At 71.8% G+C, this 25,483-nt stretch carries 24 protein-coding genes and 3 pseudogenes; 12 read left to right on the plus strand and 15 right to left on the minus strand.

Annotation, left to right across the window (positions count from 1 at the left end; genetic code table 11):
• Both BZL64_RS11435 and BZL64_RS11440 read right to left on the minus strand, forming a co-directional pair.
• On the minus strand, nucleotides 1-477 hold a 477-nt coding region (locus tag BZL64_RS11435), incomplete at its 3' end, for a hypothetical protein (protein ID WP_086768692.1).
• A 74-nt stretch (nucleotides 478-551) separates the two neighbouring features.
• Nucleotides 552-1,028, minus strand: coding sequence for an SRPBCC family protein (locus BZL64_RS11440; RefSeq protein WP_086768694.1), 477 nt, complete (start codon nucleotides 1,026-1,028; stop codon nucleotides 552-554).
• 184 nt (nucleotides 1,029-1,212) lie between these two features.
• Here BZL64_RS11440 and BZL64_RS11445 point away from each other — a divergent pair, with 184 nt between their 5' ends.
• Entirely contained in the window at nucleotides 1,213-2,028 is an 816-nt protein-coding gene (locus tag BZL64_RS11445; protein WP_086768696.1) for an alpha/beta fold hydrolase, read from the plus strand.
• 65 nt (nucleotides 2,029-2,093) lie between these two features.
• Nucleotides 2,094-2,582, plus strand: coding sequence for a GNAT family N-acetyltransferase (locus BZL64_RS11450; protein WP_167396124.1), 489 nt, complete (start codon nucleotides 2,094-2,096; stop codon nucleotides 2,580-2,582).
• A gap of 64 nt (nucleotides 2,583-2,646) precedes the next feature.
• Here the strand turns inward: BZL64_RS11450 and BZL64_RS11455 are convergent, their stop codons facing one another.
• From BZL64_RS11455 to BZL64_RS11475, 5 genes are all read right to left on the minus strand, one after another.
• Nucleotides 2,647-2,976: an NIPSNAP family protein gene (locus BZL64_RS11455; protein ID WP_086768700.1), complete on the minus strand. Its 330-nt coding sequence runs from the start codon at nucleotides 2,974-2,976 to the stop codon at nucleotides 2,647-2,649.
• A gap of 45 nt (nucleotides 2,977-3,021) precedes the next feature.
• Nucleotides 3,022-3,807 (minus strand): hypothetical protein, encoded by a 786-nt coding sequence (locus BZL64_RS11460; RefSeq protein ID WP_143663087.1) that lies wholly within the window; start codon nucleotides 3,805-3,807, stop codon nucleotides 3,022-3,024.
• A gap of 52 nt (nucleotides 3,808-3,859) precedes the next feature.
• Nucleotides 3,860-4,216: a hypothetical protein gene (locus BZL64_RS11465; protein ID WP_086768704.1), complete on the minus strand. Its 357-nt coding sequence runs from the start codon at nucleotides 4,214-4,216 to the stop codon at nucleotides 3,860-3,862.
• 93 nt (nucleotides 4,217-4,309) lie between these two features.
• Nucleotides 4,310-6,217: a hypothetical protein gene (locus BZL64_RS11470; protein WP_086768706.1), complete on the minus strand. Its 1,908-nt coding sequence runs from the start codon at nucleotides 6,215-6,217 to the stop codon at nucleotides 4,310-4,312.
• Nucleotides 6,218-6,507: 290 nt separating this feature from the next.
• Nucleotides 6,508-7,740 carry a carboxylate-amine ligase gene (locus BZL64_RS11475; protein WP_086768708.1) on the minus strand — a complete coding sequence of 411 codons (1,233 nt, stop codon included), beginning with the start codon at nucleotides 7,738-7,740 and terminating at the stop codon, nucleotides 6,508-6,510.
• Between the two features lie 282 nt (nucleotides 7,741-8,022).
• On the opposite strand from BZL64_RS11475, the pseudogene BZL64_RS11480 reads away from it, so the two are divergent.
• From BZL64_RS11480 to BZL64_RS11495, 4 genes and pseudogenes are all read left to right on the plus strand, one after another.
• Nucleotides 8,023-8,634: pseudogene (locus BZL64_RS11480) on the plus strand (GAF and ANTAR domain-containing protein); the annotation flags it as partial.
• 282 nt (nucleotides 8,635-8,916) lie between these two features.
• Entirely contained in the window at nucleotides 8,917-10,698 is a 1,782-nt protein-coding gene (locus BZL64_RS11485; RefSeq protein ID WP_086768710.1) for a histidinol-phosphate aminotransferase family protein, read from the plus strand.
• A complete protein-coding gene (locus BZL64_RS11490; RefSeq protein WP_208639422.1) occupies nucleotides 10,695-11,498 on the plus strand; it encodes a phosphatidate cytidylyltransferase in 804 nt (267 codons plus the stop codon). The genes BZL64_RS11485 and BZL64_RS11490 overlap by 4 nt, the downstream gene beginning before the upstream one ends.
• A gap of 280 nt (nucleotides 11,499-11,778) precedes the next feature.
• Nucleotides 11,779-12,870, plus strand: a complete 1,092-nt coding sequence (locus BZL64_RS11495) for a hypothetical protein (protein ID WP_086768712.1) — start codon at nucleotides 11,779-11,781, stop codon at nucleotides 12,868-12,870.
• Nucleotides 12,871-12,912: 42 nt separating this feature from the next.
• On the opposite strand, the gene BZL64_RS11500 is transcribed toward BZL64_RS11495, so the two are convergent.
• Entirely contained in the window at nucleotides 12,913-13,803 is an 891-nt protein-coding gene (locus BZL64_RS11500; protein WP_086768714.1) for a PhzF family phenazine biosynthesis isomerase, read from the minus strand.
• An 84-nt stretch (nucleotides 13,804-13,887) separates the two neighbouring features.
• Here BZL64_RS11500 and BZL64_RS11505 point away from each other — a divergent pair.
• Nucleotides 13,888-14,766 (plus strand): annotated as a pseudogene (locus tag BZL64_RS11505) (LysR family transcriptional regulator); the annotation flags it as partial.
• The gene (locus tag BZL64_RS39515) at nucleotides 14,764-15,036 is read left to right on the plus strand and encodes a response regulator transcription factor (RefSeq protein WP_279634599.1); all 273 of its coding nucleotides are present in this window, start codon (nucleotides 14,764-14,766) and stop codon (nucleotides 15,034-15,036) included. The pseudogene BZL64_RS11505 and the gene BZL64_RS39515, both read left to right, overlap by 3 nt.
• Nucleotides 15,037-15,077: 41 nt before the next feature.
• Here BZL64_RS39515 and BZL64_RS11510 read toward each other — a convergent pair whose 3' ends face one another.
• From BZL64_RS11510 to BZL64_RS11535, 6 genes and pseudogenes are all read right to left on the minus strand, one after another.
• On the minus strand, nucleotides 15,078-15,623 hold the full coding sequence (locus BZL64_RS11510) for a DUF1360 domain-containing protein (protein WP_086768717.1): 546 nt from the start codon (nucleotides 15,621-15,623) through the stop codon (nucleotides 15,078-15,080).
• A 197-nt stretch (nucleotides 15,624-15,820) separates the two neighbouring features.
• Nucleotides 15,821-16,996: a zinc-dependent alcohol dehydrogenase gene (locus BZL64_RS11515; RefSeq protein ID WP_086768719.1), complete on the minus strand. Its 1,176-nt coding sequence runs from the start codon at nucleotides 16,994-16,996 to the stop codon at nucleotides 15,821-15,823.
• Nucleotides 16,993-17,460: a hypothetical protein gene (locus BZL64_RS11520; protein WP_086768721.1), complete on the minus strand. Its 468-nt coding sequence runs from the start codon at nucleotides 17,458-17,460 to the stop codon at nucleotides 16,993-16,995. Before BZL64_RS11520 ends, BZL64_RS11515 begins: the two co-directional genes overlap by 4 nt.
• A gap of 268 nt (nucleotides 17,461-17,728) precedes the next feature.
• Nucleotides 17,729-19,069, minus strand: a pseudogene (locus tag BZL64_RS11525) (nuclease/transposase family protein).
• Nucleotides 19,070-19,927: 858 nt separating this feature from the next.
• On the minus strand, nucleotides 19,928-20,191 hold the full coding sequence (locus BZL64_RS11530; RefSeq protein WP_341868794.1) for a hypothetical protein: 264 nt from the start codon (nucleotides 20,189-20,191) through the stop codon (nucleotides 19,928-19,930).
• 103 nt (nucleotides 20,192-20,294) lie between these two features.
• Nucleotides 20,295-20,882, minus strand: a complete 588-nt coding sequence (locus BZL64_RS11535; RefSeq protein WP_086768736.1) for a rhomboid family intramembrane serine protease — start codon at nucleotides 20,880-20,882, stop codon at nucleotides 20,295-20,297.
• Nucleotides 20,883-21,219: 337 nt separating this feature from the next.
• Between BZL64_RS11535 and BZL64_RS11540 the strand changes: the two genes are divergently transcribed.
• Nucleotides 21,220-22,638, plus strand: coding sequence for a DEAD/DEAH box helicase (locus BZL64_RS11540; RefSeq protein ID WP_086768725.1), 1,419 nt, complete (start codon nucleotides 21,220-21,222; stop codon nucleotides 22,636-22,638).
• A gap of 60 nt (nucleotides 22,639-22,698) precedes the next feature.
• On the opposite strand, the gene BZL64_RS11545 is transcribed toward BZL64_RS11540, so the two are convergent.
• Nucleotides 22,699-23,037 carry a MerR family transcriptional regulator gene (locus BZL64_RS11545; RefSeq protein WP_086768727.1) on the minus strand — a complete coding sequence of 113 codons (339 nt, stop codon included), beginning with the start codon at nucleotides 23,035-23,037 and terminating at the stop codon, nucleotides 22,699-22,701.
• 494 nt (nucleotides 23,038-23,531) lie between these two features.
• On the opposite strand from BZL64_RS11545, the gene BZL64_RS11550 reads away from it, so the two are divergent.
• From BZL64_RS11550 to BZL64_RS11560, 3 genes are all read left to right on the plus strand, one after another.
• Complete coding sequence (locus BZL64_RS11550; protein WP_086768729.1) at nucleotides 23,532-24,026, plus strand: MarR family winged helix-turn-helix transcriptional regulator; 495 nt, start codon at nucleotides 23,532-23,534, stop codon at nucleotides 24,024-24,026.
• A gap of 203 nt (nucleotides 24,027-24,229) precedes the next feature.
• Nucleotides 24,230-25,036, plus strand: coding sequence for an MBL fold metallo-hydrolase (locus BZL64_RS11555; RefSeq protein ID WP_086768731.1), 807 nt, complete (start codon nucleotides 24,230-24,232; stop codon nucleotides 25,034-25,036).
• A gap of 2 nt (nucleotides 25,037-25,038) precedes the next feature.
• Complete coding sequence (locus BZL64_RS11560; RefSeq protein ID WP_086768733.1) at nucleotides 25,039-25,473, plus strand: nuclear transport factor 2 family protein; 435 nt, start codon at nucleotides 25,039-25,041, stop codon at nucleotides 25,471-25,473.
• Nucleotides 25,474-25,483: the final 10 nt, after the last annotated feature.

Here is a 25,483-nt window from a genome sequence, read left to right on the forward strand (position 1 = left end):
CGGCGGGCCCCCCGGGTCCGTTTCCTCCCCGCACCAGTCGGCCGTGGTCCCCGCGGGACGCTGATGCAAGCCGATCTTGTGCACCCAGCAGATCGGCCAGACCTGTCGGCGCAGCTCCATGACGGTCTCCTGCGCGGCCTCCGCGACCACGCTCAGGACTGTCATCGCGTCCTGCGGCTCGCGCGGGTCACCCTCCTCCAGGTCACACACGTTCACCGCGTTTCCGTGCCAACGGCCGTCCGCCATCCCCACGTAGACCTGATCCCCGGCGACAGCGGTCCGGGGCTCGGGCTCCCAGGACGGAACGTTCATCAGTACCAGCGCGTCCTGACCCGGCAGGGTCGCCGACAGGTCCCGGTTGATCGCGGCCAGCGCGGCCTCCAGCTTCGGCCAGCGGCCGGGCTCGGCTCGCGCCGGCCGCGCCGGGTCCTGCCGGTCGCCACCAGGTTCCGTGCCAAGGGTCGAGAAGTAGCTCATGGAGGCATCTTCCCAGCCCTGCGGATCACCTCGCTCCGTAGCGCCCTCCTGGGGCAGAGGGACAGATCCGTCGGTCAGAAGGAGGAGCCGGCGTCGCCGGGCCTGATGCGTCCGCGCCACGCCCCGGACTCGCTGCCGCGCTCCTCGATGTACTGCTTGAAGCGCTTCATGTCTCCCTTCACGCGCCGGTCGATCGTGCCGAGCGCGTCCGCCGCCTTGTCCGCGACCCCGCTGGGCTCGACGTCCATGACCAGCTCCACCCGCGTGTGCATGTCGTCCAGGCGCTCGAAGTGGACCGTGCCCTTCTGCTTGGTGTCTCCGCCGATGGTGCGCCACGTGATGCGTTCGTCCGGGAGCTGGTCGACGATCTCGGTGTCGAACTCACGCCGGGTTCCACCGATCTTGGTCGTCCAGTGGTTGTGGCGGTCGTCCACCTGCCGGACCTCTTCCACTCCCTCCATGAAGTGCGGGAACTCCTCGAACTGCGTCCACTGGTTGTAGGCGGTGTGGACCGGAACGGCGACCTCCACCGTTTCCTTGACCGTGCTCATCTGTGCGCTCCGTTCTGCTCGCGATGCCGGGGCCCCGTCGGGCCCGTGGCGACGAGTACCCGAGGTGGCGACGTATACGACCCACCGGTGCACGGGTTCCGGGATCAGCTCCTCGTGTTGCGGGCCGTCCGGCGGGCCGAGGAGACTGACGGGTGTCGACGGCAGTCGAGGGAGGCCTGGATCGATGGGCGCAACGGGCACATACGTGCAGCTCCCCGAAGTGCGGACCTGGTACGAGTCGGAGGGCGCCGGAGATCCGTTGCTCCTCCTGCACGGCGGTCTGTGCACGAACGACACCTGGGGTGCGCAGCGAGCCGCGTTCGCGCAGCGCTTCCGGCTGTTTCTTCCCGAGCGTCGCGGGCACGGGCACACTCCCGACGTCGACGGACCGCTCTCCTACCGGGCCATGGCCGACGACACCATCGCCTTCATCGAGTCGGTCGTCGGTGGTCCGGCCCACCTCGTCGGATGGAGCGACGGCGGGATCGTGGCCCTCCTGGTCGCCGTCGCCCGCCCGGATCTGACCCGGAAGCTGGTGGTCATGGGAGCCAACTTCCTTCCGGGCCCGCAGAGTTCGGCCGCTCCGGAGATGCTCGACCACATGCGGCCCGACGCGCCGGACATGGCCATGTTCCGTGACCTGTACGCGGCGGCGTCACCCGACGGTGCCGGGCACTGGCCGATCGTGGCGGAGAAGGTCGCCGACATGATCCGCACCCAGCCGACCATCTCCATGGACGACCTGGGTCGCATCACCGCACCCACACTCGTGGTCGTGGGGGACGACGACCTGGTGACGCTCGAGCACACGATCGCCCTGTATCGCGCCGTCCCCGACGCCGAACTGGCCGTCGTCCCCGGCACGTCGCACGCGCTGCCCATGGAGAAGCCCGAGCAGGTCAACCGCCTCGTCCTGGACTACCTCGCGCATGATCCCGTCCCGACGTTCTTCCCCGTCCGGCGTGCCCGGTCGACGTCCACGGGCGGCGCCCGGTCGTGACGTGAGCGACGGGAGGGGGCCATGGCGTCCGTGCGAGGGCGTCCCCGGTGCGTAATACTCTCCGTATGAAGTCGAGCATTACGCCGAGGAGCGGGCCCGTCACCGTGCGGCGGGCCGTCGCGCGGGACGCCAGACGCCTCACGCGGCTCGTGCGTGGCTCTCGCGCCTATGATGGGCAGTACGCGGACATGGTCGCGGACTACCGGGTCCGGCCCGACTACATCGAGGCCCACCGCGTGTTCGTGGCCGTCACGGACGACGAGCGCGAGAGCCGGGTGATCGGTTTCTACTCGTTGCTCCTCGCCTCGGGGGAACTCGACCTGCTGTTCGTCGCCGATGAGGCACAGGGGCGTGGGGTCGGGCGGCTGCTCGTCGCGCACATGGAGTCCGAGGCACGCGCCGCGGGGCTCGACCGGGTCCGGGTGGTGTCCCATCCCCCCGCCGAGGGCTTCTACCGCGGCGTGGGTGCCGTGCGCACCGGGACCGCCCCCGCGAACCCGCCCGCCGTGGGGTGGGAGCGGCCCGAGTTCGACTTCCTCATTCCGCCCGCCTGAGAACGTGCCCGACCGGCCCCGCGCCGGGCTCCCCCGACCACCACCCTTGCCTGCGGCTCCGGGGCTACGGCTGCGGCTGCGGCTGCGCCAAGCCGTCCAGCGGCCGCAGGAACCGGCGCTCGTACCGCTTGATGCAGCGGGTGCTGCGCGCCAGCTCGAAGGCTGCCTGGCACTCCGGGTCCTCCATGCTGTTCGCGCGGTACTGCTCGTACGCGGCGAGGCTGGGGAAGGAGAAGAGGGCGTAGGCGATGTCGCTGTCGCCCTCGCTCGGCAGGAAGTAGCCGTGGTGGGTCCCGCCGAAGCGGTTGACGAGCCCGACCCACCGGCGGCCGTACTCCTCGAAGTCCTCGAGCTTGTCGGCGTCGATCTCGTACTTCAGATGAATCGTGATCATGGCTCCATCATGCCGCGTCACCCGCCGAGGCCCGAGGGGCAGCAGTCAGGAGGGCTCCGGCGCCGGGCATTCCATGGACGGTGGGCAGAACCATGCGCGGGCCGTGTCGAGCAGTGCGCGTTCGTCCTCGGTCCCGTCGCCCTGTGCGCCGTAGACGATGAGGGCGTAGTTCTCGCCGTCGGCGGCCTCGAAGCGGTGGTCGATGACGTGGTACGCGGAGCCGGCGGTGGGTTCGCCGCTGAGTTCGTCCGCCGTGTACTCGTGCTCGGCCGCCTCGTTACCCGACGGGTCGGGCACGTAGTCCAGCTGGATCTTGTCGTAGCCGTCCAGTTTGCTCGCCGTCTTCTGGGCCTCCACCACCGAGGAGTGCGCGGAGTCCTCCAGGAGCTGGAAGACCTGGATCCGGCGGATGCCGTCGGGAGCGCGGTACTCGACGATGTCGATGCCGTACTGCGACGGGGTGCTCTCGCGGGACCAGCCCTCGGGCAGGGCGATACGGAAGCCCTCCGGGTCGGCCGGATCCAGGAAGCCCGAGGGTGGCGACGCCGACGCCGTCACGCTCGGACCGGCCGTCGTCTCCTCCCCCGTGACGCCGTCGTCGGTCACGCCCGGTTCGACGGCCCCCTCCTCGGCGGGCGGACGGTAGGGCTTCGGTTCGTCCTTCCAGGCCAGGGCCCAGGTGCCGAAGGCCACCGCGCACACGGCGAGGACGATCGCCGTGCGCTGGAGGACGTTCCGCTGACGCGGCAGGTCGAGGTACTGCTCGGCGTGGAAGAGGCGTTCACGTCGTGACCCGGCCCACTCCTGCCGTTCGGTGTCGAACACTCTCATCGCTGCCTCCTCCGCGCCCCAGTGGCGTGTCCGTCATCGGGTGGTCCGCTCATCAGCCGAGCAGTTGGGCGACACCCTGGACGACGGCGGTGGCCGAGGCGACCGCGCCGACGGCGGCGCCCTGGGAACCCAGCCAACTCCGTACTCCGCCGAGGAGTTGGGCGAGACGGCCGCTGCCGGCGGTACCTGCCGTCACGATCTCGGCCTCGGCCTCGGCGAGTTCGCCGTCGAGCTCCGCGTCCACCTCGCTGCGGTCCGCCACCGGCGGCAGCGCTCCGCGCAACTCCCGGATGGAGGCGAGGAGTTCGGCGTGGCGGGGGTCCGGTCCCGCGCCGGTGGTGTTGTACGACGTCGCCGTACCGTGGCTGCCGGTGGCGATCGACCCTCCGGTCATCGAGCCGATACTCACGCCGCCTCCACTGCTCGGCGGCTGCTCCGGACCGCTGTCTGGGCTGCTCGACATCTGGGGAGTCCCCTCTCTCAGGGCGTACGGTTTCGGGTGTCAGGGCGTGTGGTCGGCGCGGGTCGCCGACGGGGGCGGCGGGCCGTCGTGGTGGGCGGCACGACCGTGGCTGCCCGTGGCCACCGCGCCGCCGGACATGTCCTTGATGAAGACGCTGCCGCCGCTGAGCTGGTAGACGTGCTGCTCGAACTCCTCGGTGCGGTAGCCGTGCGCCTTGAGGGCTTCGCGGACTCCGTTGACGATGCGTTCCTGGATCGTCTTCACATAGCGGGTGCTGTCCATCCGCTGGAAGGCCGACAGGCGGTTGGTGCTCACCGATTCGCGCAGCGAGACCCTCGGCACGTCCGGGAGCCCCTGAGTGTCCTTCCAGCCGCCCACCAGCGTGTCGCGCAGGGTGGCGAGTCCTCCGACACCGGTGTCGACCGCGACCACGGGCGCCTGCCGCAGGGCGCGCAGTGCCGCTCGCACCCAGGTCTCGGGAAGCCGGTCCACGAAGGTGTCGACGGCGCGGAACTCCCTGCGGACGGGGCTGAGGACGAAGGGCAGCACTTCGAGCATGAGCATGCGGCCCTGGGTGTGCACGCGGACGAGGACGGTGACGACGACCTGTTCGTGCCAGGCGCCGACGCGGACGCGCAGGAACACCCGTCGGCCCTCGCCGCCCTCGTCGACGGCTTCGCGGAGGTGGGCGGCGACCTGGGCGGGGTCGTAGACGGACCGGCCGCGCCGTCGACCCGCTCCATGAGGCAGGGCGGCCGGGTCGGGGACGCCGCCGACCTCGAGTTCCTCGTCGCGTGCCACGCCTCCCGGCAGGTAGACGAACCGCTCGACCTCCAGGTCCCGGAGGCGGTCCCGGCCGCTCAGGGCGGCGGACTCGCGCAGCCGGGTCAGCTGCGGTTCGATCATGGAAAGCGCGGAGTCGGCGGTGAGGGGGCCGCTGATCGGGTGGGCCGGTGCACCGCCGTCGGGGCTGCTGATCCGGTCGGGCGAAGCACCGCCGTCGGGGCTGCCGGTCTGGCGGGGCAGCGGGCCGGCGTCCTTCGTGCCGGGGCCGGTCGCCGCGCTGTCGGCCTCGCCCGCCCGCCGGGTGCGCTTGCGCAGTTCCATGGCGAACGACCAGGGAGTGCCCTGCTCCCCGAGGCCGACGAAGGGGCTGTCGTCGCCGTACAGCGTGAGCGCGGCCTCCTGCTCGCGACGGATGTCGTCGCGCACGCTCTCGTACCGGTGTCCCGCGGGCAGTTCCGGCTGGGTGGCGGTGGGAAAGGTCCAGCGGGCGAGTCGGCGGCACAGGTTCTTGCGCTGCCAGGTCTGGTACCACCAGGCGATGAGCGCCATCGCGAGGGGGAAGAGCAGGGGGTACGGCGTCTGGACGCCGCCGCCGAGTACGCCGAAGACGTAGTGGAACCAGTAGAAGAGGGCGAAGGCGGCGGCACCCAGGGAGAGCAGGGAACCGGCGCCGTCGGCGGCCTTGGCCACGGGGTCCGGTAACCCCGCGGACCGGGCGGCGCTGCCGCCTCCGCGGGCCGTACGGGCGAACCACAGCGCCAGGCAGACCATCGCGTACAACACGGACCAGGGCAGGGGCGTCCCGTCGGTGAGCCGGTCGTCGCCCTCGAAGAAGGCGGTGACGACATCGCTGAAACGGACGTCGGCGCCGTCGCCCCAGCGGTCGGAGAGGCTGTCCCAGAACATGATCACGTCGGAGAGGAAGAAGCCCACCCAGGCTCCGAGCATCAGCAGTGCGGCACGCGCCTCCTGCCGGGTCACCCGCAGGGCGTGCGCGAGGACGGGCAGGACGTCGATCCCGTTGGGCGGCGCGACCGGCCGCTCGCGGTGGTCGAGCAGTTCCTCGATGACGCGACGTCGGAATCCCGCGTCCTGATAGACACCGGCACACAGCAGGCGCGTGGCCTCCGTGCGGCTGTACCGGTGTTCCGGAAGGCTCACCCCAGACACGTCGCTCCCCCTGATGATCCGTCAACTCCCTTACGGCGCCGCACTGTCGGGCGGACGAGACACACCGGTAACACCGGCACGCGGCCGAACCCCCACGGACGAACCCCCATGGACGACGCCGCACGGGGTGACGAGCATGGCGGCCGGTCGATCCTGTGTCGAGGGATGCGGCGGCAAAAGTACTGCCGCTGTGATGCCGCTGGGACAGGTTGTGCCCACAGTTGCCGCGAAGGAGTGAAAGACCGTGAACCCACTGGACGCGAGGCTCTGAAGTCGGTAAGTCAGCCGCCGACGGTTCTCTTCCCCCAGCCGGGAACGACGGCCCGTGCCGGAGCGGCGTCAGCCGCTGTGCCGGTGCGGTGCACGGCCGTGAGTGCGGGGCCAGGCCGGCGCGCCGCCGTGGGCGACGGGCCCGGCCGGCGCTCGCCCCGGGTCTCGGCGACCAGTGTCGCGACGCCCGCGAGCAGCCCCTCGCGCTCGACGATCCCGCGCAGTCGGTGCGCCGCGCTGCCCCGCGCCAGGGCTTCGTCCATGAGGACCCGCACGGCGTCCCAGTCACCGGCCGCCTCCAGGGCGGGACGCAGCCTCCGGAGCATGTCGCGCAGGACGGCGTCGGCGGGCTCGGCGAGCCGGGTCTCCGGATGGACGAGCTCGCCCTCCAGGCCCGCGCGGGCCGCCCGCCAGTCCGCGGCCCGCAGCCACTCGTGCCGCCCGTCGCAGGGGACGCCCCGGCCGGCGGGCTCCTCCAGCCGGGCACGCGCGTCCTCGACCAGGGCGCGGAACAGCCCCGCGACGAGCACGACCGTCTCGGCACGCGGGCAGGCGTCACAGATGCGCAGTTCCAGCGTCCGCTGGTGATCGGAGGGCCGTACGTCGTAATAGACCATCCCCGGATCGCTGATCACCCCGGAGCGGACCAGCCCGGTGACGGTGGCGTCGTACGCGTCGGCTCCGGCGAAGCAGCCGGCCGGCCCGGAGGTGGGCCACCGCTGCCACAGCATCGCGCGCCAGCTGGCGTATCCGGTGTCCGTGCCCAGCCAGAACGGTGAGCTGGCGGACAGGGCGAGCAGCGGGGGCAGCCAGCGGGAGACCGCGCACATGATCCGTACGGCCGTGTCGCGATCCGTCACATCGACATGGACCTGGGCGCTGCACACGAGGTGCTCGTCGGAGACCTGCCGGTATGCGTCGGCCATGTGCCGGTAGCGGGGGTCGGGGGTGACATCGCCCGTGGTCACTCGCGCGAGAGGCACGGTCCCGGCCGCCACGACGGCCAGTCCGAGGCCGGAGGCCGCCGCGTCGAGCCGTAGCCGTGCCTTGACCAGGTCGGCGTGCAGGGAGTCCAGGGAGGCGTGCACCCCGCTGTTCCACTCGACGGCGGACCGCTGCAGCTCGGCGGTGAAATCGGGCCTGAGGCGCAGGCGGCCGAGGACCGCACCGGCGCGTGGCACCAGCAGCCCGCTCTCGATGTCCAGCACATGAAACTCTTCCTCTACCCCTATCCGAACGGCCACGGCTCTCCCTCATCCGCACCGGACGATCGCCCGCCCGGCCGGAGACCCGCGGCGACCACTGCCCACGCCGAGTTCCCGTCATATGCGTAAATAAGCCTTGAAAGCTCGGCTTATGCGGCGCAGGAGTAGCGTGAGAGGCAGAGGCCACGCCACGCCGACCGTCGGCCGGTGCCAGGCAGTGGACGCACTGGAGGATGTTCCTTCGGACCTTGGACTCCGTCGACCCCGGTGGCACGACAGATGCCGACCTACGGGGCCCGGGACCTTGCGAGGGAACACACGATGAATGCCGACGACGCGTACGGCGGCAGCCACATCACCCAGTGGCTGCTGGAGACCGACTCCCTCGAAGACTTCCTCCAGACGCTGGCCGACGCCGCCCTGGAACTGTCACGCGCCGAGGGCGCCGGAGTCACCCTGCGGCGCGACGGCCGGCCCGTCACCGTGGTCAGCGCGGGACCCTCGGCTCCCAAACTCGACGAGAAGCAGTACGGGCAGGACGACGGCCCCTGCCTCCAGGCCCTGCGCACCGACGCGGAGGTCTCCGTCCCCGACATGCTCGACGAGCGCCGCTGGGGCGACTACCCCGCGTACGCCATGTCCTGCGGAATCCGCTCCTCCTTCTCCCTGCCGATCGCCGCCCACACCCACACCGCCGGCGCCCTCAACCTCTATGCCGGTCCGCCCAACGCCTTCCAGCGGACCGACCTCGCCGCCCTGCGGTCCCTGGCCGCCCAGGCCACCGGCGGCATCGCGCTGGCCCAACGCATCAGCGACACGCAGGAGTTCGCGGAGCAGCTCCAGACCGCCATGCAGTCCCGCAGCGTCATCGACCAAGCCCTCGGCGTGGTCATGGGCCAACGCCGCTGCACCGCTCACGAGGCGTTCGACATCCTGCGCTCGGCCTCCCAGCACCGCAACATCAGGCTCCGCGAGCTCTGCACCGAACTCATCACCAACCTGACGGGCCGCCCCCGGCCACCCCCGAACTGCGGCCCCGGCCCTGACGGCACGGGCCCCCGGGGCACCGCTCTCCGCCGGCGCCGCGCACCGGCACGCCACGGACGCCCACGCCTGAGTACGCGTACTCAGGCCGATCGTGTCGCTCGGCTCAGTCGCGGCCGATCTTCGTCCTCCACGATGACATGGCCCCACCCCGCGTCGAAAGAGGTGCTCATGGGCCATGAACTACAGCTGCGCGCTGCCACCGCGGAGGATCTCGACTGGATCCACGAACTGCGCCACCGGGTGTACGCACAGGAGTTGGGCCAGCACGCGCCGAATGCGGCCGGGCGGCTTCGCGACGGTCTGGACGGTGACAACGTCTACCTGGTCGCGGCGCGAGATGCGGACCGCGTCGGCTTCGTCAGCGTGACCCCGCCGTGGACGGGCCGGTACGCGCTGGACAAGTACGTGACCCGTGACGAGTTGCCGCTCCTCACCGAGGACGACGTGTTCGAGGTGCGCGTGCTCACCGTCGAGCCGCGCCATCGCACCGGCGCGGCGGCTCCGCTGCTGATGTACGCGGCGCTGCGCTGGATCGCGGCCCGAGGTGGCCGCCGTGTGGTGGCCATGGGGCGCACCGACCTGCTCGCCATGTATCTGGCCGCGGGCCTGCGCCCGGTCGGCCGTACCGTGCGCTGCGGTGCGTTGACGTTCGAGGTGCTGACCGCCGACGTGAGCGAACTGACGCGGGTCACGACGGACCGCTACCGCGCCTTGGTGCAGCGGCTGCGGTCCGCTGTGGACTGGCGGCTGGATGTGCCGTTCGCTCCCGGACCCGACGGCTGCGAGCACGGTGGCGCCTCGTTCACCGCCATCGGCACGGACTTCCGCAGCCTGCACCGCCGCCACGAGGTCGTCGCGGCCGACGTACTGGACGCCTGGTTCCCGCCGGCGCCGGGGGTGCGGGCGGCGCTCGCGGAGGATCCGGCGTGGGCGGCCCGGACGTCGCCGCCGACCGGCGCCGAGGGTCTGGTGGCGGAGATCGCCGCGGTCCGGGCGCTGCCGGCCGAGACGCTGGTGGTGGGTGCCGGCTCCTCCGACCTGATCTTCCGGGCGTTCGGCCGGTGGCTGACTCCCGAGAGCCGGGTGCTGCTGATGGACCCGGGCTACGGCGAGTACGCCCACGTCACGGAGAGAGTGATCGGTTGCCGGGTGGACCGGTTCCGGCTGCGCCGCGAGGACGGCTGGCGGATCGATCCGGCGCGGCTGTCCGCAGCCGTCGGGTCCGGCCGCTACGACCTCGTCGTGATCGTCAACCCGAACAACCCGACCGGCCGCCACGCGCCGGCCGCGGACCTGCGCTCCCTCATCGCCGCCGCACCGGCCCGGACCCGCTGGTGGATCGACGAGGCGTACCTGGGCTACGTCGACCCGGCAGAGTCGCTCGCCGGACTGGCCGCGACGGACCCGCGGGTGGTGGTCTGCACCTCACTGTCGAAGATGTACGCGCTGTCCGGCATGCGGGCCGCCTACCTGGTGGCCGAGCCCGACACCGCTGCCCTGCTGCGCCGTTGGACTCCGCCCTGGCCGGTCAGCCTCCCCGCGCAGCTCGCCGCTGTGGCAGCCCTGCGCGACCCGGCGTACTACAGCGGCTGTTGGCTGCGCACCGGCACGCTGCGTCGCCGGCTGGCCGCCGGGCTGGCGGGTTCGCACGAGACGGTGGTGGTCGAGGAGTCGGTGGCGAACTTCCTCAACGTGACCCTGCCGGCCGGCGGGCCGAGCGCTGCGCAGGTCGTCGCCGAGTGCCGCCGTCACGACGTGTACCTGCGCGACCTGTCACCGCTGTCGTCGCTGTACCAGGGGCGGACCCTGCGCGTCGCGGTCAAGGACACCGCCGAGAACGCGCGCATCGTGGCCGCCTTCGGGGCCGCGCTGCGCCCGCTGCTGCCGCCGCGTCCGGCCACGCGCCTTTCCGTGCCCGAGGGCGTTACGGCAACCGGTTACGCCCGGTGATCACGGTGGCCTCGCTGGCGCCCTGCCTCGGTGGGGCGCTGGCGCTGAGCGGCGTCGCCGTGGCGGCTTCCCGGCGCCGCGAGCTGCGGATCCGGTGGTGCGCGTGGGCGGTCGGGGTGCCGCTGGTCACCGGTGCGTTCTGGCTGGGCCGCCCGGGGACGGCTGCCATCGCCATCGCCGTGGCGGTGATCGCCGTGCTGGAGTACGGCGGGCTGATGCGGCTCGGCCGCGCGGACCGGCTGGTGCTGGCCGCGGGCGTCGCAGGGATCGTACTGGCCGCGTGGCTGGCGCCCGGACAGGTGCTCCGGGTGGCCGCGGTCTGCGCGCTCGCGGTGGCCGCGGTACCGCTGCTGGCCGGGGACGCGGACCGTGGTCTGTACCGGCTCGGAGCGGGTCTGCTGGGTCTCGTCTGGCTGAGTGCGCTGGCCGCGCTGGTGCCGCTGGGGGCGAGCGCGCTCGCGCTGTTCGTCGCGGTGTCGGTCGCCGACATCGTGGCGTACTTCGCCGGTCGGCGGCTCGGCGGGCCCCGGCTGTCGCCACTGTCACCGGCCAAGCGGTGGAGCGGGACGCTGGCCGGGGCGGCGGCCGGGCTCGGCGCGCTCGTCGTGTTGTCCGCGTTCAGCTGGCCCATGGCGGTGGCGGTCGCGGTCGGTGGTCCGGTCGGCGACCTCCTCGAATCCATGATCAAGAGAGGTGCCGGCGCCAAGGACACCGGCCGCTGGCTGCCCGGCTCCGGCGGCCTCCTGGACAGGATCGACTCCCTTCTCGTCGCACTGGCCGTGCTGCTAATCCTGCGCTGAACGCCGGACGCGCCACGCGGGCGCCATCAACTGCCGTGCCCCGATGGGCCGTCAGCTCACGGCGGCTCTCTGTCGGGCGTGCCGTGACCGGAGGCCGGAGGCCGTACGGGCGGCGGCCGAGCGCCCGTGGCCGGACGGCCGGGCCTCCGCCGGTTCGGGCGTCATCCCCCCCGGCCCGCCCGAGCAACGGCGAAACAGCGCGTGAACAGGTCGGACGGGGAGCCGTGAACAGCCGGCCGGGCACCTTCCGGCCGTCTTCTCCGCACGGCAGAATCACCGCATGGCGATCACCGAGAGCGCGCGGCCCACGCACAACCACCCGGTCGCCCTCGCACGAGGTTTCCTGACCGGTGGGGTGAGCGGGGCGTCCTTGGCCGCTCTCGTCGTCGGCGCCGTCGTCGAGCGCGTCCCGCTGTTCGTCGGCGGACTGGTCCTGCCCGCGGTCTACGGCCTGCTTCTCCACCTGGCCGGCATCCCGCGGCGCGCCAGGGAGGCGGCCGTCGCACCCGTCACGGCGCTCGCGATGATCGAGGACCTCAAAGCGATCGGGGGCGAGACGGGCGACATACCGGTCCGCTTCGAGCTGACGGTCGCTCCGGACGACGCGTCGGCGTATGGCGTCGAAGTCGTGCAGCACGTCAATCTCGTCGACCTCCCCGACTACCGGCCGCGTGGCATCGTCGTGGTCCGGTACCCGCCGGACCGGCCGTGGAAGGTCAAGATCGTGGAACGGCCGACAGCGGAGTGGCGGAGCCGGGCGGCCGGCGCCCGCCTCGACTCCGTGCCCGGACCGGCCGTGGTGAGCGAGCCTCCCGAGGGCTGCGCGTTCGGGTTCGTGGGCCTCCTCGGCCTGTTGCTCGGCGCCGCCGCGGTGATCCTGTTGTTCCGTACCGACCTGTTCGGCGAGGAGGACCCCGCGAAGCCGCCCTCTTCCGACAGGCCCTCCGTGACCCGGACGTCCTCCACGACAGTCACCTCGTCGGCGACCGGCACGGTCACCATCGACGCCGGCCGGTCCATGCTCGACAAGGGGGAACTGCGCCGCGCCATCGACTCCCTCACCAAGGACGACGTGAAGCGCACGGCACTCACCGTCGTCGTACAAGAACGGCTGTTGTCGGTGGTGTTCACCCCCAGCGGCGCCGAGGCGGCCCCGAACTTCGCCCCGCGTTCCCTGCCGTACGAGCGTTTCCCCGCCCTGGTGGAGGAGGCCTCCGGCCTCGGCGCCGGCTCACCGCACTCCTGGCAGCTCACCGCCGACCGTCTCACCGGCGCCCTCACCATCAGGGTCAGCGTGACCGGCCCGGACGGCACCGCCTCGCTGGAGACCGATGCCCGGGGCAGGGTGATCCGGCGCATCCCCGCCTCCTGACCGCGGGGCCGGCGAGCCCCGGCTTGCGGGCTCACGGCATCTCTAGCCGATCGGCACGGCCCCTCCCGTCACGCGTATGCGGGCGCTCCGGGGATCCACGTCGAGCAACAGGTCGCTGGGGCGGCCCATATCCTCCCCTTGCCGGATGCTGATCCTGGTCGGGGCGGTGACGAGGCCGAGCGCACGGAGGTAGCCGCCGAACGCCGCGGCGGCAGCCCCGGTGGCGGGATCCTCCACGACGCCACCGACCGGGAACGGGTCGCGGGCGTGGAAGCGTTCCGGCGATTCCCGCCACACCAGCTGGACGGTGGTCCAGTCGTGCCGGAGCATCACCTCGGCGAGGCCGTCGAAGTCGTAGTCCAGGGACGCCAGGCGCGCCCGGGTGGCTGCGGCCAGGACCAGGTGGTCGTTGCCGCCGAACGCGACGTGCGGGGGCAGTGCCGGGTCCAGGTCGCCGGCCGCCCAGCCCAGGGCCTTGAGCGCCGCGTCCAGTTCGCTGCTCTCGGCGGGGCGGGAGCGGGTGGCGACGCTGGTGAGCGTGGCCAGCACGGCGCCGTCCTGTGATGTGGTGGCCACCGGGATCTCGCCCGCCGGGGTGTCCAGGACGATCTCGCCGGGGCCCGTCCGCTCGGCGAGTGCGACGGCCAGCGCGACGGTCGCGTGACCGCAGAAGGCGACCTCGGCGAGCGGACTGAAATAGCGCACGCCGAACCGCCGGTTCGTCTCGTCGCGGCTGGTGACGAAGGCCGTCTCGGAGTAGCCCACCCGGGCCGCGATCGCGAGCATCGTCGCGTCGTCGAGCCCGCGGGCGTCGAGCACGACACCGGCCGGATTGCCTCCGGCGGGATCGTGGGTGAAGGCCGTGTAGCGCAGGATCTCGACGGGCGGCTGTGGGTCGTTGACGGGGCTCGTCCCGTCGGCGTCGGTGCTCATGCCCGCTACGCTGCCATCCCCTGACGATCGAGTCCAACGATTGGTTTCGATCCTGCCCATCGGGATATGACATACCCTGGCTAGGTGGACACCCGCCTGCTGCACACCTTCACGACACTCGCCCGGACGGGCAGCTTCACGGCCGCTGCCGCCGAACTGCATCTGGCGCAGTCCACGGTCACCGTGCACATCCGCACCCTGGAGCGGGAACTCGACGCCCGGTTGTTCGACCGCCTGCCCACGGGTGCGCTGCTCACCGATACCGGTCGACGGCTGCTGGAGCGAGCCGAGGACGTACTGGACGCGGTGGCACGGCTGCGGGCGGACGGCGCCGGCACCGGGGCCGTAGGGGGACGAGTCGTCGTCGGTACTCCCGAGTCGCTGTGCACCACCCGGCTGCCGGGAGTGGTCGCCGCCCTGCGCACGAGCCACCCCGAGGTGGACGTCCAGCTGTATGCCGGCGGCACCGCGCAGTGCGTCGAGGGGCTGCGGTCCGGGCGCCTGGACGTGGCCCTCCTGCTGGAGGAGGAGACCGATTTCCCCGATGTGACGAGCGAAGCCGTCGCACGCGAGCCCCTCGCCCTCGTCTGCTCCCCCGGCCACCCGCTCGCCGCGCGGGCCGACGCGCCGGCCTGGGCGGAACTCGCCGCCGAGAGCATCTTCCTGCTGGAGCAGGGCTGTTCCTACAGCGACGCCCTGGAACGACGGCTGCTCGCCGTCCCCGGCGCCCGGCCGCGCCTGACCCGGTTCGGGAGCGTGGACGCGGCGCGTTCTTGTGTGACCGCCGGACTGGGAGTGACGCTGCTGCCCCTGACCACCGTGCGGGACCACCTCCGCGAGGGCCGGTTGGTACGGCTCGACGGGCCGCCGTTCGCCGATGTTCCGGTACGGCTGGCACGGCACCGCCGACGGTGGACGTCACCGGCCACGCAGACGTTCGTCCGGGAACTGGTACGCCAGTTGCCCGGTTTTCCGGCGACGCCGGACGACCAGCCGCTCGCCCCGCCCGAACGCCTGGCAAGCCTCACCGAGCGCGAGCGCGAAGTCATGACACTGGCCGCGCACGGAAGATCCGACACCGAGATCGCCAGCGCACTGTTCGTCAGCCCGCCGACCGTCCGCCACCACATCCAGCACGCCATGACCAAGCTCGCCGCCCGCGACCGCACCCAACTCGTCGTCATCGCCTACCAGAACGGCCTCGTCGCGCCACGCCCGGCTCCGGGCTCCTGACGCGAGGCGCAAGCGTGGCCGAAACCGCAACGCTGAGGGCTCTAATCGCCCTCGGTGGCCTTGTCCGCCAGGGCTGCGTAGGCCAGTTGGAGCGCGTCCGCCCCGGCCAGCGCTGTGAGCGCACCCATAGCTGTCCGTGTGGCGCGCGGCCAGAGCAGCTGGCCCCCGGTCAGGGTCGCAGCCACCCAGACGCTCAAGCAGAACGGGCAGGTCACCAACTCGCCGACGGCGTACCTACCGTCGTCGGCGCGTGCCTCCTCGTGCAGTTCGGCCGGGCCCTGCGGACCGACGTACCGCGTGAAGGGAGCCCGCAGCGGACTGGTCACCGATGCCTTGCTGAGCAGTCGGCTCAGCCGGAAGGTGGCAACCGCCGCCAGGACCACGTCCCACGGTTCCGGCCGGTCGGGCAGCGGACGCCCACGGAGCCGCACCGCTGCGGCCCACGCAGCCGTGTATGTCCCGAATCCGGCCATGGCCGCGAGATAGCCGCCCAGCGGTCGTTCGTGTCCTGCGGAATAGTCGTGCTTCGCGCCTAGGAAGAGGCGTTGCAGGCGTCTTGCGAGGCGGCTGTCGGTTCCTGTGCCCATGATGAGTGCCCGTTCCCGTTCCCGTTTCCCGTGCCGTGCGTTCGGTCCCGCCACCGTTGTTCGTGTGCTCTCGCCGTTCCGGTTCGCGTCGTGGCGGAGAGCGGCAGCGCCGGGAGTTGTGGATGCGGTGGTCTGCATCCGGATCCTCACCAGGGCGCCGGCCAACGGAGCCGCCGGGGAGGCGAACCCCCTGACTGTCAGCCGCCAGGCCGTATGACCGCGCGTACGCAGCCGTCCGACTTGTGCTTGAACAGGTCGTACGCCCGCGGCCCTTCGTCCAGCGTGACGCTGTGGGTCGCCAGGTGCGCCGTACTCAGTTCCCCGGCCGCCATGCGGTCGAGCAGCATGGGGATGTAACGCTGGCCGTGCATCTGGGCGCCGCGTACGGTCAGGCCCTTGTTGACGACCGCGCCCAGGGGGAACTTGTCCACTGCGCCGGCGAAGACGCCCAGGATGAATACCGTCCCGGCCTTGCGGCAGGCGTGGATGGCCTGCCGTACGGCGGTGGGACGGTCCGTCTGGAGCCGCAACTGCTGCTTGACCTGGTCGTACAGGTGCACCGGGCTGTCGCTGTGTGCCTCCATGCCGACCGCTTCGATGCACACGTCCGGGCCCCGGCCGCCGGTCCGCTCGCGCAGTTCCGCCCCGACGTCGGTGGCCGTGTAGTCGATGACCTCGCTGCCGACGTGCCGCTCGGTCATCTCCAGTCGCTCGGGAATCCGGTCGATGGAGATGACCCGCTCGGCGCCCAGCAGGACGGCGGCACGCGCAGCCATCTGCCCTACGGCCCCGCAGCCCCACACGGCGACGACGTCACCGGGTTTCACGCCCGCCAGGTCGGCCCCCATCCACCCCGTGGGGACCGAGTCGGACACGAACAGCGCGCTCGTGTCGTCGATGCCCTCCGGGACGGGGAAAGCGCCGTAGTCCGCGAAGGGAACGCGCACATACTCGGCATGACTGCCGCGCAACCCGCCCATGGCGTGCGAGTAGCCGAAGATTCCGCCGGTGTCAGCACCGAACAGTGCTTGTCCGATGCCAGGGTTGGTGTTGGTGTTGTCGCACAGCGACCACAGGTCGTTGGCGCAGTACCAGCAGCGTCCGCAGCCGACGAACGAGCAGACGACGACCCGGTCGCCCACCTTGTGGCGGCGCACCGCGGAACCGGTCTCGACGACCTCGCCGAGGAACTCGTGACCGATGACGTCCCCGGACCGCATGAAGGGGATGTAGCCGCCGATGAGATGCAGATCCGAGCCGCAGGTGGTCCCCGCGATCAGCCGTACGATCACGTCCTGGTCGTTCCGCAGAACCGGGTCGGGCACCTCCTCCACCGCGAGCTTGTCGACTCCTTCCCAGCACAGAGCCTTCACAGCACACCCTCCCCGCCCGCGCGCCTTGTCATCAGCCCGACGAGTCCCCCGCCGGGAGTGTCGTGCGTGGTGGGCGGCACGTCGGGCCGCAGTACCTCGCCCGCCTCCAGCAGCGCCTTCGCCTCGCGCAGGGCCCGACGCAGATTCTGGCGCGGATCCTGACCGGCGAGCCGTGCCGGAGCAGAGGCCGAGGTGCCCGGCTGGCGCTCCCTGAGCCGTACGGCCAGCTCCGTACCCCGGTCGCCGGGTGCGGGCCGGATCCGCGTCTCGATCCGGTCGCCGTACTCCTGGAGCGGCACCGGCAGCTTTTCGGGCTGGATGTCACTCGGTGCACGGTTGATCGTCACCGTCAGCCAGCGGTCGATGGCGGCCGGATCTGCCGGACCGACCATCGAGCGCCGTACCACGACGGCCCCGGCGGCGAACGCGGCAGCGGCTGCCCACAGTGATTTCCTGGAAGTCATCGGCGTCACGTCCCCTAGCGGCTGTGCCTTCCTCCGGCAGCGCGTCGATGAGCGCCGGTGCGCGGCGAGTACCCCGGAAACGGGGTGCATGCCCACGGTGGTGCCCGCCGGTCGGGTGGCTCCCTCGGGTCGGGGCGGCGCGGGCGCCATGCTCCGGTGCCGACGACGTCGGGCTGGGCTGAGGTTCGGGCCCCCTTCCGCAGAGTGATCTCCTCGCCAGGGGGACACGCCTACCCATCATCGACCGCCCTGGAGGCACGAGTGACCTTCAACCGTTCCTCAAGGCTGAGCGGAGTGAGTCCTGTTGCCAGGTCTCCTGCTCGGCCGAACGCCCCGGACGGTGTTGGGCGTTCTGGTTGCCCGCGTTCGCTCCGCGTCCGGCGCCGACGGATCGTGTCCGTGGTCCGGGAATGCGGGGGCGGGTTCCCTCACGCCCGGGGACGCCCGGTCTGGCCTGGACGGTCCGATGCCCCTGCTCATCACTCCGGTGAGCAGGGGGCGGTGCCGTCCGTCGCCGGATCGGGTGTCCCTGGGCGCGCCTTCCGATCGCCACGGCAGCAGCGTCGTGGCGAGTGGTCTGACGGGTCGTGCCGGTGAGGGGTTTCTGCCAGTGCTGGGCGCCCCACCGGCTGGTGTAGGCCGTATCCACCGCGATGACCGCGACACCCGTCTGGTCCGCCATCGAGGCCAGCCGGGCGCGGAGCGTGGCGGTGGGCATGCCGGAGATCAGTTGGCGGAACCGCTTTTTGCGGCCGTGCTTCTCGCGGGTCTTCTCCGCGGCGAAGTCCAGGTCCTCCACCGCGGTCGCCTTGACTCCGCAAGCTCGGGCTCAGTGCAGGAGGCGGGTGAGGGCGTGGCGGACCTGGGCGTCGCGGTGGGCCGCGGTGCCTCTGAGGTCGTAGGAGAAGCGGCGCGGGGCGCCGGTGGGGTTGCCGTGGGCGTCCAGGCGCCAGGCGGCGAGGTGGCCGGCGTTCATGTCGACGCCGACCACGCCGTGGGCGAGCGCCGCCTCCAGCGGGAGGGCCGGGGCGGGCGGGATCTGCCAGGACGCTGTCACATACCAGCGGTCCCGGCCGGTGTCGTAGTGGATGCGGTAGGCGACCGCCCGGTCGGCCGCGACCCGGTCCGCCCACTCGCTGCCCCGGTGCGCGAACGCGACCCGGCAGGCCAGGACGTACCGTCCGTGCGGGGCGTTCGCCAGATGCGCAAGCGGTGCGGGCAGCTTGATACTCGCCTCGCCGTCGGGGCTGATACGGATCGTCTCGTTGCCGTACCGCTTGCCGGATTCTCCGTCGGCCTGGCAGAACCAGCGCTCCGCCTCCCAGCGCCCGCGCCAGTCGGACTGCGTGAGCCGGGCCGCTGCCAGGTGATGCCGGGTGCGGGCCAGACGTTTGCCGCCCCGTACGACGTGCACGGCTCCGGCGTCGCGGTCGGCCCGCGTGGCAGCCAGCCGGTCCTGAACGACGAGGGTGTCCTCACCGTCCAGCACCCATTCCATGGCCGTGAGCTGCTCGGGCAGGAGTCTGTCCCAGCCGAACGTGTCCGCGGCGATCCCGATCAGGCGTTCGGCCCGGTCGTCCGCTGTCTCCGGCCCTTCGCCTCGTGCCATGTTCCGCTCCGCTCCCTCGTCGTACGGGACGGGCGCGTGCAGGAAGGTGCGCAGCGCCTGCCGCACCCCTGAGTACCCGCAGGGTCTGCGGACGAAGCGGTGACCGTTCCGTTCCCCCACCGAGCGGGCTCAAGACGGGCACGGCGATGGTTACTTCCCCGGCACGACGACGACCGCCCGGATCGTGTCTGCCGGTGACGCGGTCGCCCTCGGGTAGTCGCCCGCAGAAAATCCTGGCCCGTCACCACGGGGGTGGAAGTGACGGGCCAGGACCTGGGACCAAGGTGCCACACGGCTCCCGCCGACGCATCCCTGACGGGGCCGGAATCGCCTCGTGCGCGGTGGTCACCGCAGGGTCGGCGCGCCTGACGCGGTGCGCGATCCGGGAACGGTTCCGCGCGACGCCCCGGACACGGGGTGACCGTGTCCAGGGCGCCCTTGCCGCGGCGGCCGCTTCCTTACACCGCGGCAATGCCCTCCATACCGGAATCGGCAAAGGCGGGCAGGCGTTGCGTGATCAGGGTTGCCCAGGGAACGGCAGTGGTGAAGGGATACGGGGCGTGCGTCAGAGTCCTGTAAGGAACCCGCGTGCCGTGATCGGCTACGGCGAGTGAGTACAGCGAAGGGCGTGCGGCTCCCGGTGGCGGGGGCGAGCGGACGGCCCGTCGTGTCACCACCCCTCTGGGCCCGGAGGGGTGGTGCCGGCGCCGGGTTCCAGGCCGACTGACCTCCGGCCCCTGCCGCGGCCACGGGAGCTGGATCGCCGACGCCCGACAGTGGCACCGCCCGACGGGGCATGGCACGTCCCTGGCTCGGCGGAGGGCCGGTCGCCGCACCGGGGGAACCGAACTCCCGTGCTCAGACGCTCGCCTGTCGGCGCGCGGCCGGCTGCCGCGGTGCGGCATGGTGCGCCGGCCCGCTCGCGCCGGCCGGCTGCCGACGCCACAGCCACAGGGACGTCGCCGACAGCAGGCCGGTGAAGACGACCAGGAAGAGCACCGACACCCACATCTGCCGGCTTCCCGGGTCCTCCCACCCCGTCCAGGCGGCCGAGACCGCCCACAGGGCGGCTCCGCCCGCGTAGACGGGACGGACGTTTCGCAACTGCCGGACGGCACGCACGGATTCAGCGTGATCGCTCTTCGGTGTCATGCCGGCCCGGGTACCCCGCAAGGCGCCTTCCATCGGTACCCGGGACCGCCCCGGCGTCCCAGCCGAAGACGATTCACGCCAGGCGGTCGGGAGCCCTACGGAATACCACCGCTGCCGCGACGCCGCCTATCAGGCCGAAGAGGTGCCCCTGCCAGCTGACTCCGGTCGCCGTCGGCAGGACTCCCCACAGGATCGACCCGTAGACAGCCCCGACGAGGAGGCCCACGAGTACGTCCCCGATGCGGCGGTCGACGAACCCGCGCAGGACCAGATAGCCGAAGAGGCCGAAGACGACACCGGAGGCGCCCGCGGTCGTGGAGTTCGCCGGTGCCGTGAGCCAGACACCGAGGCCGCTCACCAGGGTGATCACGGCTGCGACGGAGAGGAAGCGGCGGATCCCGGACAGCGCGGCCAGGAAACCCATAACCAGCAGCGGAACGCTGTTCGCCGCGAGATGGTCGAAGCCGAAGTGCAGGAAGGCGGCGGGCACGACGTCGCGCAGCTCGCCGAACTCCCGCGGCGTGATGCCGTAGGTGTCCAGGGCGTGGCCGCTGATCGCGTCGATGACCTCCAGCACCCACAGCAGGGCGACCCACCCGGCCACGAGCACGGCCGCGTCACGGGCCCGCGCCCGCCGCGGTTCCGGCGCGGCGCGCGTCACGCCGTACGGTCCGTTCCGCGGTCCGGCACCGAAGTCCGATCCGTACACCACAGCAGCCCCCTCCGATGCCCTCACGTCCCGGCCGCGACGCACCACTCACCCGCCGCCACGCCAGGACGCGTTCCTCGCCTGTCTACTGCTCAACGCAGGGAGGGCTCGTCGTGGTTCCACTCTCGTGCGCCCTGTTCATGTCCCCCTCCGCCCCGCACCACGTCCGTCCCGACGCCCACCGCGCGGCCGCTGGTAAAATGGGGGCACGCTTCGACACCGCCGGGGTCCGTACCAACGGGTACGGACCCCGGCGCGTTCCGGGCGTTCACACCGAGGAAGGTTCCCCATGAACGCGAAGTCGCCGGCCCCCGGACTCCCGCATGCCGGAAAGCGCCGGTCGGCGACGGCGCCGCAGGGTGACCTCGCCACACCGCAGCCCGTCGCCCCCGGTCTGCCGCCGGCCGCCTCGTTCGACGCGCTCGGCCTGCCGCCGGAGCTGCTGACGGCGATGACCGGCCTCGGGGTGACGGAGCCCTTCCCGATCCAGGCCGCGACCCTGCCCAACGCCCTGGCCGGCCGCGATGTCCTCGGCCGCGCGCGCACCGGCTCCGGCAAGACGCTGGCCTTCGGCCTGGCTCTCCTTGTCCGTACGGCGGGCCGGCGGGCGGAGTCGAAGCGTCCGCGGGCCCTGATCCTGGTGCCGACCAGGGAACTCGCCCAGCAGGTGGGCGAGGCGCTGGAGCCGTACGCGCGGACGCTGGGCGTGCGACTGGCGACGGTGGTCGGCGGCCTGTCGATCAACAAGCAGACGGCGTCGCTGCGGGAAGGCGTCGAGGTCGTCATCGCGACGCCGGGACGGCTCACCGACCTGCTGTCGCGCCGGGACTGCCATCTGAACCACGTGCGGATCACGGTGCTGGACGAGGCGGACCAGATGTGCGACCTGGGATTCCTGCCGCAGGTCTCGGCCGTCCTCGACCAGATCCCCGCCGACGGACAGCGGCTGTTGTTCTCCGCCACGCTCGACCGCAATGTCGACCAGTTGGTGCGCGACCACCTGCACGACCCGGTTCTCGCGTCGGTCGACCAGTTGGCCGGCTCGGTCACCACGATGGAACACCATGTCCTGAACATCCACGCCGCCGACAAGTACGCGACCGCGACGGAGATCGCCGCGCGGGACGGCCGGGTGCTGATGTTCCTGGACACCAAGGCCGCCGTGGACCAGTTCACCCGCCACCTGCGGGCCAGCGGGGTGCGGGCCTCCGCGCTGCACAGCGGCAAGTCACAGCCGCAGCGGACGCACACGCTGGCCCAGTTCAAGAACGGCGAGGTCACCGTGCTCGTGGCCACCAATGTCGCCGCGCGCGGCATCCACATCGAGGCCCTCGACCTCGTCGTCAACGTCGACCCGCCGGCCGACGCCAAGGACTACCTGCACCGTGGCGGGCGTACGGCGCGCGCCGGGGAGTCCGGCAGCGTGGTCACGCTGGTCACGCCCAACGAGCGACGCGACGTGAACCGGATGATGTCCGAGGCCGGGATCCGGCCGACGGTCACGCAGGTCCGCTCCGGTGAGGCGGCGCTGACCGCCATCACCGGAGCGAAGCGCCCGCCGGCCGGGACGAAGGGCACCGGCGGCAACGCGCCGTTCCGTGGCATGGGCACCCGTCCGGCCGGCGCGGCCAAGGAGTCCCGCAAGACCGCCGACGCCCGCAAGGCCGCGGAGGCCCGTGCGGCGGCCCGGGTGCGCAAGGGCCGCTGACGGGGCGCGAGGTACGAAGGACGAGGAACGGACGGGCCCCTCAGGGGCTGCTTCCGCGGGTCAGGCCGAGGTCTTCCGCCGTTCCGCCTGGGTGCGCAGTTCCTCGTTGATGCGCCTGGCCTCTTCCAGCTGGTCCTCGAGGATGATGATCCGGCAGGCGGCCTCGATGGGGGTGCCGTCGTCGACGAGTTCCCGGGCACGGGCGGCGATGCGCAGCTGGTAGCGGGAGTAGCGGCGGTGGCCGCCCTCGGAGCGCAGGGGCTCGATCAGGCGATTCTCCCCCAGGGCACGCAGGAACGCGGGAGTGGTGCCGAGCATGTCGGCGGCCCGGCCGATGGTGTAGGCGGGATAGTCGTCGTCATCGAGCGGGTCGGGGGTACGGGGACCAGCAGGGGGCACAGACCTCTTCTTTCCAAGGACGCGTCGGGGGGCCCGGACGCTGACGCCCGGGCCCCGAGGTTTCAACACCATCTACCGGCTGACCTGCGCCGGCTTCTTTGTTCCGCCTGCCCGCCCGCGAGGGCGGGACTGCGGGGATCGCAAATGCGTGACCGTGGACCACCTTCCGATCTGGGGCCTGCGGCACCCGGGCGGTGGTTCGTCCTCACCCGGGCGATCCTGATGGCGTCTGCTCCTCACCTCATTCGGTTGCGCGGTTTCGGTACTTACGACTTCTGAGCGGCAGCTCGTCCTGCCGCGTGGTTCGACTTCCTGAGTACAGAAACAACGCTAGCTCCCGCACATCTCAATGTCTACTGCCGCCATGACAGATTTTCTTCGATCGGGGGTCGGGGAGGCCCGCCTCGCCTCCCCCGGCGCCATCGCGGCCGGTCGCCGGATCGCCGGATCGCCGGGCACGGTAGGTTCCGGCGTGTCGAACGTACGGAGGTGCCATGGGCGAGCATGAGGAGATCTCGACCGCCAAAGAGGCGGCCGACCATGAACTGGTCCTGGCTTTCGGGCGGCTGCAAGGGGCCGCGAACCGACTGGAGTACATCCTTGGCCGGAAGATCGAGCAGGAGAGCGGGATCAGCCATCTCATGTACGAGGTGCTATTGATCCTGGCGCGGGCGGGCGGTCCGGGGCTGTCGATGCGCACGATCAGCCAGGAGCAGGTCCTCACCACGGGTGGGGCGACCCGCCTCGTGGACCGGATGGAGGCTGCCGCCCTGGTCGAGCGCGTCACGGACCCGGCCGACCGCCGGGGCCGCCTGGTCCGCCTGACACCGCTGGGCGAGGACTCCGCCGTACGCATCTCCCGGCTCCACGTGGAGAACGTCAAGCGGTATCTCCTGGAGCCGCTGCCCGCCGCCCACCGGGAGCGTTTCGCGGAGGACCTGCGCATCCTCAGCCACTCGGCCCGCGACTCGCTGCCACTGCTGCCCTGAGCGACGCGGCCCGCCGCCGCTGACATCCGAGGACACTGGCACCGTCACGCGTTGAATTATCTGACGAGTCAGATACTGTTGCCTCATGTGGACCGAAACCGGACGGACACCGCGCGCCGTCGAGCCGTCGCCGAAGCGTCTCTGAGGCGCTGAGCCCGAGTCGGTCCCCGCTCCCCCATTCGCCTCGCCTCCGAGGAGCCCCCATGAGCACCCTGTCGTTCCAGGTCTTCGACCTCGACTTCCCCGCCGGCAGCAAGAACAAGACCGCCACCCTCGTCACCGGCGAGAGCGAGGCCCTGCTCGTCGACGCCGGCTTCACCCGGGCCGACGGCCACCGGCTCGCCGCCGCGGTACTCGACTCCGGCAAGTCGCTGACCACCGTCTTCATCAGCCACGGCGACCCCGACTTCTACTTCGGCGCCGAGGTCCTCGCCGACGCCTTCCCCGACGCGACCTTCGTCGCCACCCCGATCGTCATCGAGCACATCCGGCACTCCTACGAGGGCAAGCTCAAGGCCTGGGAGGCGCTCGGCCCGAACCTGCCCACCCGTCTCGTGGACCTCGTACCGGTCACCGGCGACCTCACCGTCGAGGGCAACCGCTTCGAGCTGAAGGGCGGCCCCGCCGAACTGCCCGACCGCCACTACCTGTGGCAGGCCGAGCACCGCGCCCTCCTCGGCGGCGTCCTGCTGTTCCAGCAGGAGCACGTCTGGGTCGCCGACACCCCCACCCCCGAGGACCGCTCCGCCTGGGTCAAGCTCCTCGACGAGATGGCGGCCCTCGACCCGCGGCTGGTCGTCCCCGGCCACCGCCTGCCCGACACCGCGGCCGACGCGTCCGCCATCACCGCCACCCGCGACTATCTCCTCGCCTTCGAGGAGGAACTCGGCAAGGCCGCAGACGGCGCCGCTCTCACCGACGCGCTCGTCAAGCGCTACCCGGACAACGGCATGCTGATCGCCGCACAGCTCGGCGCCAAGGTCGCCAAGGGCGAAATGAAGTGGGGCTGACCATGACCACGGCCTCATCGAGCACCGCCCTCGCGGCCTCCACCGCCCCCGCCGACGTCGTACGCCGCCAGTACCTGGCCTCCGCCGCCGGCGACCTGGAGGCCCTGCGTGCCACGCTCGCCCCCGATGTGGAGTGGACGGAGATGGCCGGCTTCCCTCTCGCCGGCACCTATCGCACCCCCGAGGGCGTCACCGCCAACGTCATGGAGAGGCTCGGCCAGGACTGGGACGCGTGGACCGCCCACGACGACACCTATGTGGTCGACGGTGAGAACGTCGTCGTCCTCGCCCGCTACACGGCCACCAACAAGGCCACCGGCAAGGACATCGCCGTACGGGTGGCGCACCACTTCGTCGTACGGGGTGGCCGGATCGTCCGCTTCGAGCAGTTCGTGGACACGGCGCTCGTGCGCGACGCGATGACTCCCGGCGCGTAACGGCGGCGGG

The organism is Streptomyces bobili, assembly GCF_002154575.1.
Lineage (GTDB): Bacteria > Actinomycetota > Actinomycetes > Streptomycetales > Streptomycetaceae > Streptomyces > Streptomyces bobili.

Coding starts and splice junctions, on each gene's coding strand:
- BZL64_RS11485 (WP_086768710.1), top strand. CDS start 8,917: ATGGGCCATGAACTACAGCTGCGCGCTGCCACCGCGGAGGATCTCGAC.
- BZL64_RS11560 (WP_086768733.1), top strand. CDS start 25,039: ATGACCACGGCCTCATCGAGCACCGCCCTCGCGGCCTCCACCGCCCCC.
- BZL64_RS11550 (WP_086768729.1), top strand. CDS start 23,532: ATGGGCGAGCATGAGGAGATCTCGACCGCCAAAGAGGCGGCCGACCAT.
- BZL64_RS11495 (WP_086768712.1), top strand. CDS start 11,779: ATGGCGATCACCGAGAGCGCGCGGCCCACGCACAACCACCCGGTCGCC.
- BZL64_RS11445 (WP_086768696.1), top strand. CDS start 1,213: ATGGGCGCAACGGGCACATACGTGCAGCTCCCCGAAGTGCGGACCTGG.
- BZL64_RS11540 (WP_086768725.1), top strand. CDS start 21,220: ATGAACGCGAAGTCGCCGGCCCCCGGACTCCCGCATGCCGGAAAGCGC.
- BZL64_RS11520 (WP_086768721.1), bottom strand. CDS start 17,460: ATGACTTCCAGGAAATCACTGTGGGCAGCCGCTGCCGCGTTCGCCGCC.
- BZL64_RS11500 (WP_086768714.1), bottom strand. CDS start 13,803: ATGAGCACCGACGCCGACGGGACGAGCCCCGTCAACGACCCACAGCCG.
- BZL64_RS11455 (WP_086768700.1), bottom strand. CDS start 2,976: ATGATCACGATTCATCTGAAGTACGAGATCGACGCCGACAAGCTCGAG.
- BZL64_RS11460 (WP_143663087.1), bottom strand. CDS start 3,807: ATGAGAGTGTTCGACACCGAACGGCAGGAGTGGGCCGGGTCACGACGT.
- BZL64_RS11510 (WP_086768717.1), bottom strand. CDS start 15,623: ATGGGCACAGGAACCGACAGCCGCCTCGCAAGACGCCTGCAACGCCTC.
- BZL64_RS11555 (WP_086768731.1), top strand. CDS start 24,230: ATGAGCACCCTGTCGTTCCAGGTCTTCGACCTCGACTTCCCCGCCGGC.
- BZL64_RS11440 (WP_086768694.1), bottom strand. CDS start 1,028: ATGAGCACGGTCAAGGAAACGGTGGAGGTCGCCGTTCCGGTCCACACC.
- BZL64_RS11450 (WP_167396124.1), top strand. CDS start 2,094: ATGAAGTCGAGCATTACGCCGAGGAGCGGGCCCGTCACCGTGCGGCGG.